Consider the following 15,093-nt stretch of genomic DNA (forward strand, 5'->3'; position numbering starts at 1 on the left):
GGCTATTATGAATACTGAAGATGTGCTGGGCGTGTTTCGTGAGGCAGGTGCCATTCTTGAAGGGCATTTTATCCTGACCTCCGGTCGCCGCAGTCCTGTTTTCCTGCAAAAAGCACGGGTGTTCATGCATGCCGACAAGACAGAAAAACTGTGCAAGGCATTGGCTGAAAAGATCAAAGCCGCTGATCTGGGGCCGATCGACTATGTTGTTGGCCCCGCAATCGGTGGTTTGATTCCGTCCTATGAAACATCGCGCCATCTCGGCGTGCCGTCGATCTGGGTTGAGCGTGAAAATGGCGTGTTCAAGCTGCGCCGCTTTGAGTTGCCGGAAGGCTCCCGTGTTGTGATCGTGGAGGATATCGTCACAACCGGTCTGTCGATCCGCGAAACCATTGAGACACTGCGTGACCTGAAGGCTGAAGTTGTTGCAGCAGCCTGTATTGTTGACCGCTCTGCCGGTAAGGCTGATGTCGGCACCAAGCTGATCGCCTTGGCTGAATATGAAGTGCCGTCCTATGATAAGGATAATCTGCCGCCGGAACTGGCTGCACTTCCTGCAATTAAACCGGGCAGCCGCAATATTTGATTGCAAATCGGCTTTGCATTGTGATGTGCAGAGCCGATCCTTATTTATTATGAGTGCGTTTTTTGACGCAGGCCTGCTCGTGATATAGAAATTACTGCCTATTCATGGCATGAGGGGCGCATTCTGTATGGCATGAAGCGCCATTTGGCTCGTTGCTTTTTATTGTTTTTATGCGCTAACCCCGTCGGGGCACTTACAAGGCATCATCGTGGTTTCAGTATTATCAGCTCAGACAAAACAAACTCAGCGTCATCGTGAACCATGCGGTGCCTGTGCTGATTGCGAAGTGCGTAAAATGGCAATCTGTGCAGCATTGCAGGATGATGCACTGGATGCGCTTGAATCTATTATGACTTCGCGCAAACTGGAAACCGGTGAAATGCTGGTGGAAGAGGGCGCACCGAAGCTGAAAGTCTTCAGTCTGACCGCTGGTCTTCTGCGCCTTTTTACATTGCTGCCGGATGGCCGCCGCCAGATTTCCGGATTTTTATATCCGGGCGACTACCTCGGTCTTGCCGATGACGGAACCTATTCGCAAACGGCGGAAGCAGTTGTGCCGTCTACATTGTGCAGTTTTGCCGTGAGCGAAATGGACGATCTGATGGATGCGCATCCGGCTCTGAAAGACCGGCTCTATGTTATGACCCGCGAGGCGCTGCGCCAGTCGCGGGATAACCAGCTTGTGCTTGGCCGCCTTGCACCGGTTGAAAAACTAGCATCTTTCCTGCTGGTGCTGTCGGCACAGGCAGAGCGGATCGGCCAGCCTGCCAATCCGGTGCATCTGGCGATGAACCGTACGGATATTGCTGATTATCTCGGCCTGACAATCGAAACTGTCAGCCGCTGTTTTACAAAAATGCGCACACAAGGGCTTATTCAGCTGCCCGATGCCAATACAGTCAGCATTCTTTCGCATCGCTCGCTTGCAGCGGTCGCGGGCGCTGAATTTAAAAGCTGATTTTTTGTCTTTTTCTAAGTTTTGAGCGCGCTGCATTTTTGTGGCGCGTTTATTGTTTGGGCATTTTGTTGGGATTTTTTTGTTTTGGCGCTTGCGTAATATCAGTGCCGGAGAAGGACTATTTTTGAATAAATTATAATTCGGAGGGAACATGTTCCGCCCATTACTAATTTCAGGGTTATTATTATCTGTTTTTTCTAATTTTGCTCATGCAGAGACCGTTTTAAACCGCGGCAATGATATCGATCCCTCAACACTGGATCAGCAACTGACAGTGACAGTTGCTGAGGCTCGCTTATTAAGTGATCTCTATCAGGGGCTGGTGATGCAGGATGCAAAAGGTGCAATCATTCCTGGTGTGGCCAAGTCATGGGAAATTTCACCGGATGGACTGACCTATATTTTCAAGCTGCGCGATAATGCTAAATGGTCAAATGGTGATCCGGTAACTGCATCCGATTTTGTATTCACTTTTCAAAGGATTATGGATCCGCAAACGGCAGCACCATATGCCAATGTGTTGTTTCCGATTAAAAATGGTGAAGCAATAGCCACGGGCAAAATGCCTAAGGAAAAACTGGGTGTTGAAGCGCTTGATGAGCAGACCTTAAAATTTACTCTGGAAGCGCCAACACCATATTTTGTGCAGCTTATGACACATAATACAGCGCTGCCATTGAATAAAAAAAGCGTAGAAGCCAATGGCAAAAAGTTCACGGCACCCGGAAATCTGATCAGTAACGGCGCGTATCAGCTGGTTGACTTTGTTCCGAACGACAAAATCACAATGAAGAAAAACCCTTATTATTATGATGCGGATAAGGTGAAGATTGATGTCGTGAACTGGTTGCCGTTTGAAAATCGTTCGAGCTGTATGCGTCGTTTCGAGGCAAAAGAAGTTCAGATTTGTTCTGATGTTGCTGCTGAACAAATGGATTATGTGAAACAGCAATTCGGCAAGCAGCTGCATGTTGCACCGCTATTGGGAAGCTATTTCCTCGATATCAAAGGCAAAGACGGTAGTCCGTTGAAGGATGCGCGCGTACGCCGTGCGATTTCTATGGCAATTGACCGTGATTTTATCGCCAGCGAAGTATGGCGCGGAACAATGCTGCCATCTTATTCTTTGGTGCCGCCCGGTATTGATAATTATGTCAGCGGCGGCGTGAAACAGGATTTTGCCAATGTGGATATTCTTGATCGCGAGGATAAGGCAAAGGCGCTGTTGAAAGAAGCGGGTGTTGAGCCGGACAGTCTGACGCTTGAGCTTTACTACAGCACGTCGGAAAACCATAAAAATGTTATGGCTGCAGTCGCCGATATGCTGAAGAATATCGGCATTAAAGCAAAGCTGAATGAGCTGGAAGGCACGACTTATTTTAACTTCCTGCGCGAAGATGGTGATTTTAATCTGGCACGTGATGGCTGGATCGGGGATTACAGCGATCCGCAAAGTTTCCTGTTTCTTTATCAGACCGGCAACAGTTTCAATTATCCGAAATGGTCAAACAAAACCTATGATTCTCTGCTTGAGAAGGCAGCTAAAACCACGGATTTGAAAGCGCGCGCTGATATTTTGGCGGATGCAGAGCGCTTATTGCTGAAAGAGCAGGTGATAATTCCGTTGCTGACTTATGCGTCCCGCGCACTGGTTTCTGATCAGGTTGAAGGCTGGCAGGATAATATTATGGATGTTCATGCCACGCAGTGGCTGTCCCTGAAATAATGGTCAGGTTGGTGACATCGGGCAGGCGGGGTATTCTCCGCCTGTTTCTGTTTTTGAGGCATTGATCAAAATCAATGCGGCTATTTCGCGGCCTGTTACAAATGCCTCTAAGGGGAGGCGGAGTCGCCTGTAAAGGGGCGAATTCGGCAAGGCTTGGATTGTTTACTAATTTAGCATCGCCTTTTTTAATAAAGAGTGCATAAATAAGCGACGCCGCAGAATAGTGTGGCAGGTCTGCATGTAAACCGTCGGTCTACCTTAGGATAAAAGGCTGAAACTATGATTGACTTTACTGTCGTTGATTTATCAAGATTGCAGTTCGCTGCAACAGCTATGTACCATTTTATCTTCGTTCCCCTGACACTCGGTCTGTCTTTGCTTATGGCAATTATGGAAACCGTTTATGTTATGACCGGTCGCGATATCTGGCGCCGGATGACAATGTTCTGGGGCGTGCTGTTTGGCATTAACTTTGCCATGGGCGTCGCCACAGGGATCGTGATGGAATTTCAGTTCGGTATGAACTGGAGTTACTATAGCCATTATGTAGGCGATATTTTTGGTGCGCCGCTGGCAATTGAAGGCCTGATGGCTTTCTTCCTCGAAGCAACCTTTATCGGCCTGTTCTTTTTCGGCTGGGCGCGTATGTCGCGCGTGGCGCATCTGATTGTCACATGGCTGATGGCGCTGGGCGCCAATTTCTCCGCATTGTGGATTCTGATAGCCAATGGCTGGATGCAAAATCCGGTCGGTGCGGTTTTCAATCCCGATACAATGCGTATGGAAGTCACAGACTTTATGGCTGTGCTGTTCAATCCGGTTGCGCAGGCTAAATTCGTTCACACTGTCAGTGCCGGTTATGTAACAGGTGCCATGTTTATCGTTGCGATCAGCAGTCTTTATCTGCTGCGTGGCAAGCATGTAGAAATCGCAAGACGCTCGATCACTGTTGCTGCTTCTTTCGGTCTGGCTGCGGCTTTGTCGGTGGTCGTACTGGGTGACGAAAGCGGTTACGTGGCAACAGAACAGCAGAAGATGAAAATCGCTGCTATGGAAGCAATGTGGGAAACAGAACCTGCACCTGCCGGTTTCAACCTGTTCGCAATTCCGGGTGATGGCCAGAACAGCTATGAAGTGCATATTCCGTATGTTTTGGGTTTGATCACCACACGCAGTCTGAGCACAGAATTGCCGGGTATCAATGATCTGGTTGATATGGCTGAAAGACGTATCGAAAACGGTATCAAAGCCTCCGTTGACCTCGATCGTGTCCGCGCTAACCCGAATGACGCTGAAGCCCGTGAAGCCTTCAACGCCAATTGGCAGGATCTCGGCTATGGTCTGCTGCTGAAGCGCTACCGCGATGATATTCAGAATGCGACACCGCAGGAGATCCGCAAAGCTGCCGAAGATACAATTCCGAGCGTCGGCACCTTGTTCTGGTCGTTCCGTCTGATGGTGGCACTGGGCTTCTACTTCATCGCATTCTTTGCCGTGGCCTTTGTGCTGGCCAGCATGCACCGCATCCACCAATATACCAATCGTACCCTGCTTAAAATTGCGGTGATTTCCTTGCCGCTGCCATGGATCGCGATTGAGGCCGGCTGGATTGTTGCTGAATATGGCCGTCAGCCATGGGCAATTGAAGGTGTGCTGCCGACATTCTATGCGGCTTCCAATCTGACTATGACTGATCTGGTGATCAGCCTTGGTTTCTTCCTGACTGTCTATACCGCTTTGTTGGTTGTGATGATCTGGCTGATGGTTCGTACCGTCAAAGCCGGACCAAAAGAACCCGTACGCCCTGATGTCGACATGGCGCAGGATCCCGTACTTCTGAAAATGCAGAACAACGGTTAATCAGGCGAAAGGAACAAGATAATGACAAGTATTCCTTTAGACTACGAAACAATGCGCCTGATCTGGTGGCTGTTGCTTGGCGTGCTGCTGATCGGTTTCGCGATCATGGACGGTTTTGACTTGGGCGTTGGCACACTGTTGCCTTTCGCAGCCAAAACAGATGAAGAGCGTCGTATGTTGATCAACCTGATCGGCCCGACATGGGAAGGCAATCAGGTCTGGCTCATCCTTGGTGGTGGTGCGATTTTTGCGGCATGGCCTGCACTCTATGCGGTATCATTCTCCGGCTTTTATCTGGCGATGATCGCTATCTTGCTGGCACTGATCCTGCGTCCGGTCGGCTTTAAATTCCGCAGTAAAGTGGAAAATACCACATGGCGCTCCACTTGGGACTGGGCACTGTTCATCGGCGGTTTCGTACCGGCTCTGATCTTCGGTGTTGCTGTCGGTAATGTTCTGCTCGGTGTGCCGTTCCGTTTCGATAGTGCCATGCGCATTTATTACGACGGCAACTTCTTCGGCCTGCTGACACCTTTTGCACTGCTCTGTGGTCTGGTCAGTCTGACTATGCTGGTGGCTCATGGCGCGACTGTGATCGTTGCCCGTGTGCCGGGTGTGGTTGGTGAGCGTGCCCGCAGCTTCGGTAAAATCGCAGCGCTGCTCAGCGTCGTCTTGTTTGCGCTTGCAGGCGTCTGGCTGGCCTTCGGTATCAATGGTTATGTCGTGACATCTGTTCAGGATGTGGCCGGACCGTCGAACCCGATGCTCAAAACAGTAACAACCGGCTCGGGCGTATGGATGGAAAACTACACCAAACATAGCTGGATGCTGATTGCGCCTGTGCTCGGCTTTGCCGGTATGGCTCTGAGCTTTATTGCTCTGCATTGCCGCAAAGGTACGCTGGCCTTCTTGTGCAGCAGTGCCGGTATCTTTGGGATTATCAGCACCGCGGGCGTGTCTCTGTTCCCGTTCCTGCTGCCAAGCTCGGTAATGCCGAATGCAAGTCTGACTGTGTGGGATGCTTCTTCCAGCCATCTGACGCTGTTCATCATGCTCATCGCGACAGTGATCTTTCTGCCGCTCATTCTTCTCTATACCAGCTGGGTCTATAGCGTGATGCGCGGACCGATTACGAAAGACAGTGTCGATAATACGCCTAATGCTTACTAACCCTTTGAAGAGACAAGAAAAAGGAACAATGAAATGTGGTACTTTTCCTGGATACTTGGATTGGGACTTGCCGCTTCCTTCGCAATTTTCAATGCCATGTGGTTTGAGTTGCGCAACGACGTGCTGGTGCGCGCCAAAGCGGCTACGCCGGAAATGAAACAGAAAGAACAGGCAGCTGCTGCCGGTAAAGGACAAACAGTATGACGGAGATTGCGGCAAGACATTATGCTTCTCTTGCCGTACCCCGCTATACATCTTATCCGACTGCCGCGGATTTCTCTCCGGCAGTCGGGAAAGATCAGTATGAGGCGTGGTTACGGCGATTAAGGCAGGGGGAACCGGTTTCTCTCTATCTTCATGTGCCTTATTGTCGTGACCTCTGCCACTATTGCGGTTGTCATGCCAAGATTGCACGGCGTGATACGGTGATTGAGGCCTATGCCGATATATTGATCCGTGAAATTCGCCAGACAGGGCAATATTTGACAGAGCGCCCGAAAGCAGTTCATCTGCATTGGGGTGGCGGTACACCAAGTATTCTTGGTGGCGAGGGCATTGCCCGTATCACGCAGGTGCTGCGTGAGCAGTTCGATTTTGCTGATGATATGGAACATGCGATTGAGCTTGATCCGCGCAAGGTTGACAAGAAACTGTGCCGCGATCTGGCTGAAGTTGGTGTGAACCGCGCCAGCCTTGGTGTGCAGGATCTCAATCCGGAAGTGCAGGAGGCCATCGGCCGTGTGCAGCCGATTGAGCAGGTTGAGGCTGCGGTCAATTCGCTCTGGCAGGTTGGCATTACCAGTCTGAACTTCGATCTGATTTATGGTCTGCCGCTGCAGACGGTTGCAACATTGCGCGAGACTTGCAAACGCGTGGCGGCATTCCGTCCGAGCCGGATTGCCTGTTACGGTTACGCGCATTTGCCCGCGCGCCGTGCCAATCAGCGTCTGATCGACACCAGCCTGTTGCCGGATGCCGATGCCCGTTATGAACAAGCACAGATCGTCGGTGAGACATTCATGGCTATGGGCTATGAGGCTGTCGGTATCGACCATTATGCGCTGCCGGAAGATGCGCTGGCCGTGGCCGCCAAAGCAGGTCAGCTGCGCCGCAACTTTCAGGGCTATACGGATGATGATTGCCCGACATTACTTGGTTTCGGTGCATCGTCGATCTCGCAGTTCCGCGAAGGCTATACGCAGAATATTGCTGATATCGGTCAGTATAAAGCTGCGGTGCTGTCTGAGCGTGCACCGGTTATCCGCGGTTATGCCTTTAATGACTCAGACCGCTTGCGGGCACAGATCATTGAAAAACTGATGTGTGATTTCCGTGTTGATCTGAATGCGGTTGCACCGGGCGTTAACTTCTCAGACGAGCTGGCATTGCTGCGGCCATTGAGCGTGGACGGCATTGTCAATGTTCAGGATGCGGTGATCACTATGGCGCCGGAACATCATTCTCTGGTGCGGTTGGTTGCCGCCGTCTTTGATGAGTTCCGCAGGGAGTGCGCGCATAGTTTTAGTATGGCCGTATAAAACCGGCCATACAACAGAGCTTCGCATTAGCCGCGGGGGCGCGGGCAGATGCGGAGAAAGGGGCAGGGACTGCAAGCTGAAGGGGTAAGCTTCAGCGCGGGAATTGCCTGCAAAGGGCATCGCCTGATCAGCCACGGGGGCGCGGCGGATCAGTGCGATGCTTGCTTTGTTTTGGGGGTAAAGCAGGCTGAAATGGTGCACTGCTCGTGTGTTGCGGCACTTTCACGCTCTGTGCTTGCAAGAAATGACTGTTAAAAAAGCCTTAATATCGTATTATGTCAGTAGCTTCATGAGGCTTTCCGGCCTATGAAGCCTTGATTATGGCTGTCGGTAGCAGAATTATCTTCTGATAATAATGCATGATGCAGCCGCTATATGAAACAGGATGGTAACAGAGAGTAATGTTGTTCAGACGCAGAGAACCCTTGAGCTACAGGGAGCGCCTTCGCACAATGATCTGGCCGCGCCGTTCTTTTTCACGCTCATTGCGCTATATGGGTAAGCGGATTACCCGCATTACGGCCAGCCCGCATGCGGTTGCAGCCGGACTTGCCGTTGGTGTCTTTGCAGCCTTTACGCCGTTCTTCGGTTTTCATCTTATTCTCGCGATTATCCTTGCTTATCTGATTGCCGGTAATATTGCTGCCGCGGCGATCGGTACAGCTTTGGCCAATCCGCTGACCATTCCGTTTATCTGGGGCGGCACTTACGAAGTCGGCCGTATGATCGTTGATGAAAACGGTCAGTCGCAGGCGCTGCCGCTGACCCGTATTCTGGAAAGTGAAATCTTCAAGCAAATGAGTTTTGAAGAGCTTTGGCAGCCGATTTTGAAGCCGATGCTGTTCGGCTCACTGGTGCTGGGTCTCGGTTGTGCGCTGGCGGTGTATGTTGCTGCACGCTGGGCGACGATGAATTATCGCCATAAGCGTTTACAGCGCATTGTGGTGAAGAAAACTCTGGCCGGACAGCAGGGTATATCCCGATGATTATTGGTATCGGCAGCGATCTGATTGATATCCGCCGCATTGAAAAGACGCTTGCCCGTCATGGCAGTCGTTTCACTGAGCGGGTGTTTACAGAGCGCGAACGTGCCAAGGCTGAAAGCCGCAAACGTCAGGCTGATACCTATGCCAAACGTTTTGCCGCCAAGGAAGCCTGTTCCAAAGCTTTGGGCACCGGTCTGTCGCATGGTGTGTTCTGGCGGGATATGGAAGTGATCAACCTGCCTTCAGGTAAGCCGACCATGAGCCTGACCAATGGTGCTGAGGTGCGGCTGCAGTCAATGATGCCGGAAGGTATGAAGGCTGTGGTGCATCTGAGCATTACGGATGAATATCCGATGGCACAGGCTTTTGTGATTATTGAAGCTGTTCCAGCCTGAAGATAGAAGATGGCGCCCGCATAATACGGGCGCTTTTTTGTTTCACCTAAAGTGTTAGGGCGCACGGCACTCTAAAGCATTTTACGATATTGGATGAAGCCGGATTTATCGGCAACACGGTCATAGAGCACCATTGCATCGGTATTGGTCTCGTGGGTCAGCCAATAGACGCGTGAGCAACCATTCTCTGCTGCAGTCTTATAGACATGCTCAATCAATGCGCGTCCGATGCCTTTGCCACGAATTTCCGGATTAACGTAGAGATCCTGCAAATAGCAGTAATCACCTGTCGCCCATGTGGAGCGATGGCGGATGTAATGGACAAGGCCGACGGCCTGATCATCTACAAAAGCCAATGCGCCATTCATCGGTTCTGCACTATCCAGTAATCTCTCCCAGCTTTTATCTGTGACATCATCGGTAATGCTGGTTTTGTAAAAATCCTGATAGGCTTTCCACAATGGCAGCCATGCCGCTTTGTCCTGTGCGGTGAAGAGACGGATTTCGACCGGTTGTGTCATGATCTTTTTATTCCCCTGCGTTTTATTCAGTACCTGACGTTCTTTTAATGAGACCGGTTGAACACTGATTTTCAATATTGCAACACAGAATACATCATGGAATTTTCGCGATAACCAGAATGAAAATGCCAGTCTGTGCAATAATTTGAACAATTTTCAGGATCAGAACGGTTCGTCTTTTAGTCATGAATCGCGGGTCATAAAAGCAAGAGCCGGTATGGTGTTTTTTATTGAAAAACCGGCCTGCAGCATGCCGCGGAAAAGTGGAATCCGGTTTTCCGGAAACGACATGCGTCAAACCAAAACCATGTCGCGGAAAAGTGGGAACCGGTTTTCCGGTAACGACATGCGTAAAAGCAAACAGATAGAGCGAGCACAGTGGATAGAACCAAACGCGACACGCTCTAAATGCGGGTTTTATGCAACGCAGGCAGGGTGCTGTCCTTTGATCAGTGAGTTCCTGATTGCTTCATGGCTTTGTAGAGGTTAAGAGTCGCACAATAAACGCGCGCAAAAGCGGAGAAGGTCGAGCTTGTCTAACAAGAGTGAAGTGAAAAAATCCGGCGGTGCCGGTGAACTCGTCAGTATTATTGTGCAGGCTCTGCTGCTGGCGCTTGTCATCCGTACTTTGCTGTTCCAGCCATTCAGTATTCCGTCCGGTTCCATGCGTCCGACGCTTTTGGAAGGCGATTATCTGTTCGTTTCCAAATATGCTTATGGCTATTCGAAATATTCTCTGCCGTTTTCGCCCGATCTGTTTGAAGGCCGCATCTGGGGCTCCGAGCCGAAGCGTGGTGATGTTGCAGTTTTCAAACTGCCGAGCGACACCAATATTGATTATATCAAGCGCGTGATCGGCCTTCCGGGTGATAAAATTCAGGTGCGTGACAGCATTCTCTACATCAATGATGTCGCCGTACCGCGCGAAAAAGTCGGTGAAATTTCCAATCCGGATGTGACCGACGAAAATCGTCCGATTGAGGTCTATCGTGAGACACTGCCGAACGGCGTTTCCTACGAAACTCTGGACGTTAGCCCGAATGCAATGGGTGACAATACGCGGGTGTTCGAAGTGCCTGCCGGTCACTATTTCATGATGGGTGATAACCGTGACAATTCGCTGGATAGCCGTTATTCTGTTGGCTATGTGCCATATGAGAATTTCGTTGGCCGTGCAAATGTCATCTTCTTCTCCATCTCCGGAAAATACAGCCCGCTGGAACTGTGGCGCTGGCCGACCAATCTGCGGTTTGACCGCTTGCTGAACTGGGTCGGTGCAACGGAAAATCCAAAATCCGTTGTAACGACAAATAACTGATGTGTGTTTTGACTAATTTAAATAACAATAATGTTGCCGGTCAGGAGCCTGACAATGGTTTCTGATCGCCAGCGTATAAAAATACTGCAAGAAAAAACCGGCCATACTTTTATTGATCATGCGCGCCTTGAGCGCGCATTGACACATTCCAGTGCGCGGCCGCAATCCGGCTCCAATTATGAGCGGCTGGAGTTTCTCGGTGACCGTGTTCTCGGACTGATTATTGCGGAAATGCTGTTTGCGGCTTTTCCCGATGCGCCGGAAGGCGAGTTGTCCGTGCGCCTGAATGCGCTGGTGAGTGCTGAGGGCTGTGCGTCTGTTGCCGATGAAATCGGTCTGGGTGACCTGATCGAGACCGGCTCCGACATCAAAAGCCTCAATGACAAGCGCCTGCTCAATGTCCGTGCCGATGTGATTGAAGCGCTGATTGCTACGATCTATCTCGATGGTGGCATAGAGGCTGCACGTGGTTTTGTGCTGAAATACTGGGAGCCACGCTCCAGAGTGAGCGATGCTGCGCGTCGCGATGCCAAGACAGAGTTGCAGGAATGGGCGCATCAGCAGGGCAAGCAGCAAGGCAAATTGCAACCTGTTTACCGCATTGTCAGCCGCACTGGTCCCGACCATGAGCCTGTCTTTGTGGTGGAAGTGGCGATTTCCGGTTTCCAGCCGGCAACCGGTACAGGGCGCTCCAAGCGTATTGCCGAACAAGATGCCGCTGAAAATCTGCTGCACCGCCAAGGCGTCTGGCAGAAATAACTGATCTTATAAAATTTCCGTATTTACGCTAAACTTAAGCACATCCCGAAAAGTGGGAACCGGTTTTCGGAATAAGATGTGCGATAAACTTAAATAGAGCTCGTTAAACCTGCGCAGGTTCTTCAGAGCATTTCCGATATAGCGCTTGGCTTAAAAGAGATAAAAATGACTGAAATCAACCATCCGCAGGGTGACAGCGCAACCACAGCAGAAGCACAGACCCGTTCGGGTTTTGTGACGCTGATTGGTGCGCCGAATGCGGGCAAATCCACTTTGGTGAACCGCTTGGTCGGCACTAAAGTGTCGATTGTGACTCACAAGGTACAGACGACGCGCGCTCTGGTGCGTGGTATTATTACTGAGGATCAGACACAGATCGTGCTGGTTGACACACCGGGTATCTTCAAGCCGAAACGCCGTCTTGATCGCGCTATGGTCACAACCGCATGGGGCGGTGCCCGTGATGCCGATCTCGTGCTGATCCTGCTCGATGCACAGGGCGGTCTGAATGAGTCAGCTGAGGCTCTGCTGACCAGCCTTGAAAACACGCATCAGAAGAAAATTCTGATCCTCAACAAGGTCGATCGTGTTGATCCGCCAAAGCTGCTGGAACTGGCGCAGGCTGCCAATGAGAAAGTGAAATTTGAAAGCACTTTCATGATTTCGGCGCTAAACGGTTCGGGCTGTAAAGACCTTTTGAAATATCTGGTTGCCCAAATGCCTTACGGCCCTTGGTATTATCCGGAAGATCAGATTTCCGATATGCCGATGCGCCAGCTTGCAGCGGAAGTAACCCGTGAGAAGCTCTATCTGCGCTTGCATGAAGAATTGCCTTATTCCTCAACGGTAGAAACCGAAAAGTGGGAAGAGCGCAAAGACGGTTCGGTGCGTATCGAACAGGTTGTTTATGTTGAGCGCGACAGCCAGAAAAAGATTGTTCTCGGCCATAAAGGCGAGACGATCAAGGCAATCGGTCAGGCATCCCGCAAGGAAATGTCTGCTATTCTCGAGCAGCCGGTTCACCTGTTCCTGTTTGTGAAGGTGCGTGACAACTGGGGCAATGACCCTGAGCGTTACCGTGAAATGGGTCTGGAATTCCCGAATTCCTGAGGATAGCTGATTATGGAGTGGCGCGACGAGGGCATCATTCTCGGCACAAGACGGCACGGCGAGAGCAGTGCCATTGTGGAAGTGATGACCCGTGCCCATGGCCGCCATATGGGCGTGGTGCGCGGCGGCCGGTCCAAGCGTATGCAGCCGATGCTGCAGGTCGGCAATCATGTTTCGTTACATTGGTGGGCGCGGCTCGATGAGCATCTGGGTTCTTACCAGATCGAGCCTTTGAGCTTTTCCGCAGCGCGGCTGATTGATCTGCCGGTTGCGCTGTTTGCTATTCAGCTGGCCGCAGCCCATTTGCGTTTGCTGCCGGAGCGCGACCCGCACGAAAATCTCTATGAGACATTGCAGCTCTTGCTGGAGCATTGTGACACGCCGGTTGCTGCCGGTGAGTTGTTGCTGCGTTTTGAACTGATGTTGCTGGAAGAACTGGGCTTCGGTCTTGATCTCAAAAGCTGTGCCGCAACCGGCGGCACCACTGACCTGATTTATGTCTCTCCGAAAAGTGGACGAGCCGTGTCCCGCGATGCCGGTGCGCCTTGGGCAGACCGGTTGCTGGCTATGCCGGAATTTGTTTGTAATTCCCGTGTCAGAGCTGAGACTGTGCCGGATATTTGCACGGCGTTTAAATTGACGGGCTTTTTCTTCACCCGCCATGTGTGGGAGCCGCGCGGGCAGCAACAGCCGGAGTCGCGCTCCGGCTTTATTTCTGCTTTAAACCGCGCTGCTTGATTTACGCTGCAGAGAGAGCAGGGCGCTGTACTGCTGTTTCGCGGATCGGCAGATGAATGAAAGCCGCAAACAATCCGAGAATAATGCTCAGCCACCAAACAGCATCATAGCTGTTGTAAATCTGGTAGAGCGTGCCACCGAGCCAGACACCGATGAATGAGCCGATCTGGTGGGAAAAGAACACCATACCGCCGAGCAGACCAAGATGGCGTGTGCCGAACATCGTCGCGACAAGACCATTGGTCGGCGGTACGGTCGAGAGCCAGAGCAGCCCCATAATGGCCGAGAAGATCAGCACACTGGTGCCGGACTGCGGCAGCAGAATAAAACCGGCGACGAGTATCGAGCGCAGTAGATAGATCAGCGCCAGCATTTTCGGCTTGGAATGAGACTGGCCGAGGAAACCTGCGCCAAGCGAACCGATAATGTTGAAAAAGCCAATCAGTGCCAATCCCCAGACAGCATAATGTTTATCCACGCCGATATCGGAAATATAGGCCGGAAAATGCGTGGTAATGAAAGCCACCTGAAAGCCGCAGACAAAGAAACCGGCTGTCAGAAACAGATAGCTTTTGTGGCTCAATGCTTCTTTGAGCGCCTCGGCAACAGTTTGCTTGGCACTCGTGTCCGGCATCCGTGCATTAGAGGCATTACCGCGCAGCGGGATGGCAAGCAATGGCACCAGCAGCATAGCAACACCCAGCCAAACCAATGCATCCGACCAGCCAAAACGCTCAATCAGACCCAGTGAAATCGGTGCAAAAGCGAACATACCGGCAGAACCGGCAGCCGTGCCCAGACCAAAGACCAGACTGCGTTGTTGTGCGCTGACATGACGGGCAAAGGCCGAGAGAATAATGCCGTAAGAACCGGCGGCAACACCAAGGCCAACCAGCACGCCACCACCGATATGCAGGGCAATCGGGGCATCTGCATGCGCCATTAAAAGCAGGCCGGATGCATAGAAAATCCCGGACATCAGCAACACGCGCCATGAACCGTATTTATCGGCAATCATACCAAAGATTGGCTGACCGGCACCCCAAAACAGGTTTTGCAATGCCATAGCCAGACCATAGGTGCTGCGATCCCAGCCTTTGTCACCGATGATCGGCAGCTGGAAAAAGCCCATGGCTGAGCGCGGGCCAAAGGTAAGAAAGGTGATGAGACAACCGGCGATAATGATCAGCCAGGGCATGGAAGGGCTTCGATAGTCTTGCGAGCGAGTGGACATGCTGTGCGTTCTTTCAGCGATAATGCCGGTAAATCTATTGTGTAATAGCGATTACATTATTTTTTTTACGCTTGAAAGAGGCTTGAGTGAGAATGCTTCATTCGCTTGTCTTATTAATTGATTTTGCAGTGTTTTCAAAAGGTCGGATGCTTGGGTTTTGCGCTGTCTGTATAAGTTGATGATTAATTTTACTC

15 protein-coding genes are annotated in these 15,093 nt (G+C 51.2%); 13 read left to right on the forward strand and 2 right to left on the reverse strand.

Features of this window, described 5'->3' with window-relative positions:
* Positions 1-7 precede the first annotated feature (7 nt).
* The 9 genes from pyrE to acpS all read left to right on the forward strand — a co-directional run bounded on the left by pyrE (position 8) and on the right by acpS (position 9,219).
* Positions 8-586 (forward strand): orotate phosphoribosyltransferase, encoded by a 579-nt coding sequence (pyrE, locus tag DFR47_RS01810; RefSeq protein WP_113942693.1) that lies wholly within the window; start codon positions 8-10, stop codon positions 584-586.
* A gap of 205 nt (positions 587-791) precedes the next feature.
* Positions 792-1,544, forward strand: coding sequence for a helix-turn-helix domain-containing protein (locus tag DFR47_RS01815; protein ID WP_374788365.1), 753 nt, complete (start codon positions 792-794; stop codon positions 1,542-1,544).
* A gap of 151 nt (positions 1,545-1,695) precedes the next feature.
* A complete protein-coding gene (locus tag DFR47_RS01820) occupies positions 1,696-3,270 on the forward strand; it encodes a peptide ABC transporter substrate-binding protein (protein ID WP_113942695.1) in 1,575 nt (524 codons plus the stop codon).
* A gap of 279 nt (positions 3,271-3,549) precedes the next feature.
* Positions 3,550-5,130: a cytochrome ubiquinol oxidase subunit I gene (locus DFR47_RS01825; RefSeq protein WP_113942696.1), complete on the forward strand. Its 1,581-nt coding sequence runs from the start codon at positions 3,550-3,552 to the stop codon at positions 5,128-5,130.
* Positions 5,131-5,151: 21 nt separating this feature from the next.
* Positions 5,152-6,300: a cytochrome d ubiquinol oxidase subunit II gene (gene cydB / locus DFR47_RS01830; protein WP_113942697.1), complete on the forward strand. Its 1,149-nt coding sequence runs from the start codon at positions 5,152-5,154 to the stop codon at positions 6,298-6,300.
* Positions 6,301-6,333: 33 nt separating this feature from the next.
* Entirely contained in the window at positions 6,334-6,504 is a 171-nt protein-coding gene (cydX, locus tag DFR47_RS01835) for a cytochrome bd-I oxidase subunit CydX (protein WP_113942698.1), read from the forward strand.
* On the forward strand, positions 6,501-7,838 hold the full coding sequence (gene hemN / locus DFR47_RS01840) for an oxygen-independent coproporphyrinogen III oxidase (protein WP_113942699.1): 1,338 nt from the start codon (positions 6,501-6,503) through the stop codon (positions 7,836-7,838). Before cydX ends, hemN begins: the two co-directional genes overlap by 4 nt.
* A 401-nt stretch (positions 7,839-8,239) precedes the next feature.
* Positions 8,240-8,824, forward strand: coding sequence for a DUF2062 domain-containing protein (locus DFR47_RS01845; RefSeq protein ID WP_113942700.1), 585 nt, complete (start codon positions 8,240-8,242; stop codon positions 8,822-8,824).
* The gene (acpS, locus tag DFR47_RS01850) at positions 8,821-9,219 is read left to right on the forward strand and encodes a holo-ACP synthase (RefSeq protein WP_113942701.1); all 399 of its coding nucleotides are present in this window, start codon (positions 8,821-8,823) and stop codon (positions 9,217-9,219) included. The genes DFR47_RS01845 and acpS overlap by 4 nt, the downstream gene beginning before the upstream one ends.
* Before the next feature lie 71 nt (positions 9,220-9,290).
* Here acpS and DFR47_RS01855 read toward each other — a convergent pair whose 3' ends face one another.
* Positions 9,291-9,740 carry a GNAT family N-acetyltransferase gene (locus DFR47_RS01855; RefSeq protein ID WP_113942702.1) on the reverse strand — a complete coding sequence of 150 codons (450 nt, stop codon included), beginning with the start codon at positions 9,738-9,740 and terminating at the stop codon, positions 9,291-9,293.
* Positions 9,741-10,272: 532 nt separating this feature from the next.
* Here DFR47_RS01855 and lepB point away from each other — a divergent pair.
* From lepB to recO, 4 genes are all read left to right on the forward strand, one after another.
* Positions 10,273-11,058, forward strand: a complete 786-nt coding sequence (lepB, locus tag DFR47_RS01865; RefSeq protein ID WP_113942704.1) for a signal peptidase I — start codon at positions 10,273-10,275, stop codon at positions 11,056-11,058.
* Between the two features lie 54 nt (positions 11,059-11,112).
* Positions 11,113-11,817 (forward strand): ribonuclease III, encoded by a 705-nt coding sequence (rnc, locus tag DFR47_RS01870; RefSeq protein ID WP_113942705.1) that lies wholly within the window; start codon positions 11,113-11,115, stop codon positions 11,815-11,817.
* Positions 11,818-11,982: 165 nt separating this feature from the next.
* The gene (gene era, locus DFR47_RS01875; protein ID WP_113942706.1) at positions 11,983-12,927 is read left to right on the forward strand and encodes a GTPase Era; all 945 of its coding nucleotides are present in this window, start codon (positions 11,983-11,985) and stop codon (positions 12,925-12,927) included.
* A 12-nt stretch (positions 12,928-12,939) separates the two neighbouring features.
* Complete coding sequence (recO, locus tag DFR47_RS01880) at positions 12,940-13,665, forward strand: DNA repair protein RecO (RefSeq protein WP_075654596.1); 726 nt, start codon at positions 12,940-12,942, stop codon at positions 13,663-13,665.
* A 1-nt stretch (position 13,666) separates the two neighbouring features.
* Here recO and DFR47_RS01885 read toward each other — a convergent pair whose 3' ends face one another.
* Complete coding sequence (locus tag DFR47_RS01885; protein ID WP_113942707.1) at positions 13,667-14,899, reverse strand: MFS transporter; 1,233 nt, start codon at positions 14,897-14,899, stop codon at positions 13,667-13,669.
* Positions 14,900-15,093: the final 194 nt, after the last annotated feature.

The organism is Pseudochrobactrum asaccharolyticum, assembly GCF_003314995.1.
Classification (GTDB): Bacteria; Pseudomonadota; Alphaproteobacteria; order Rhizobiales; family Rhizobiaceae; genus Pseudochrobactrum; species Pseudochrobactrum asaccharolyticum.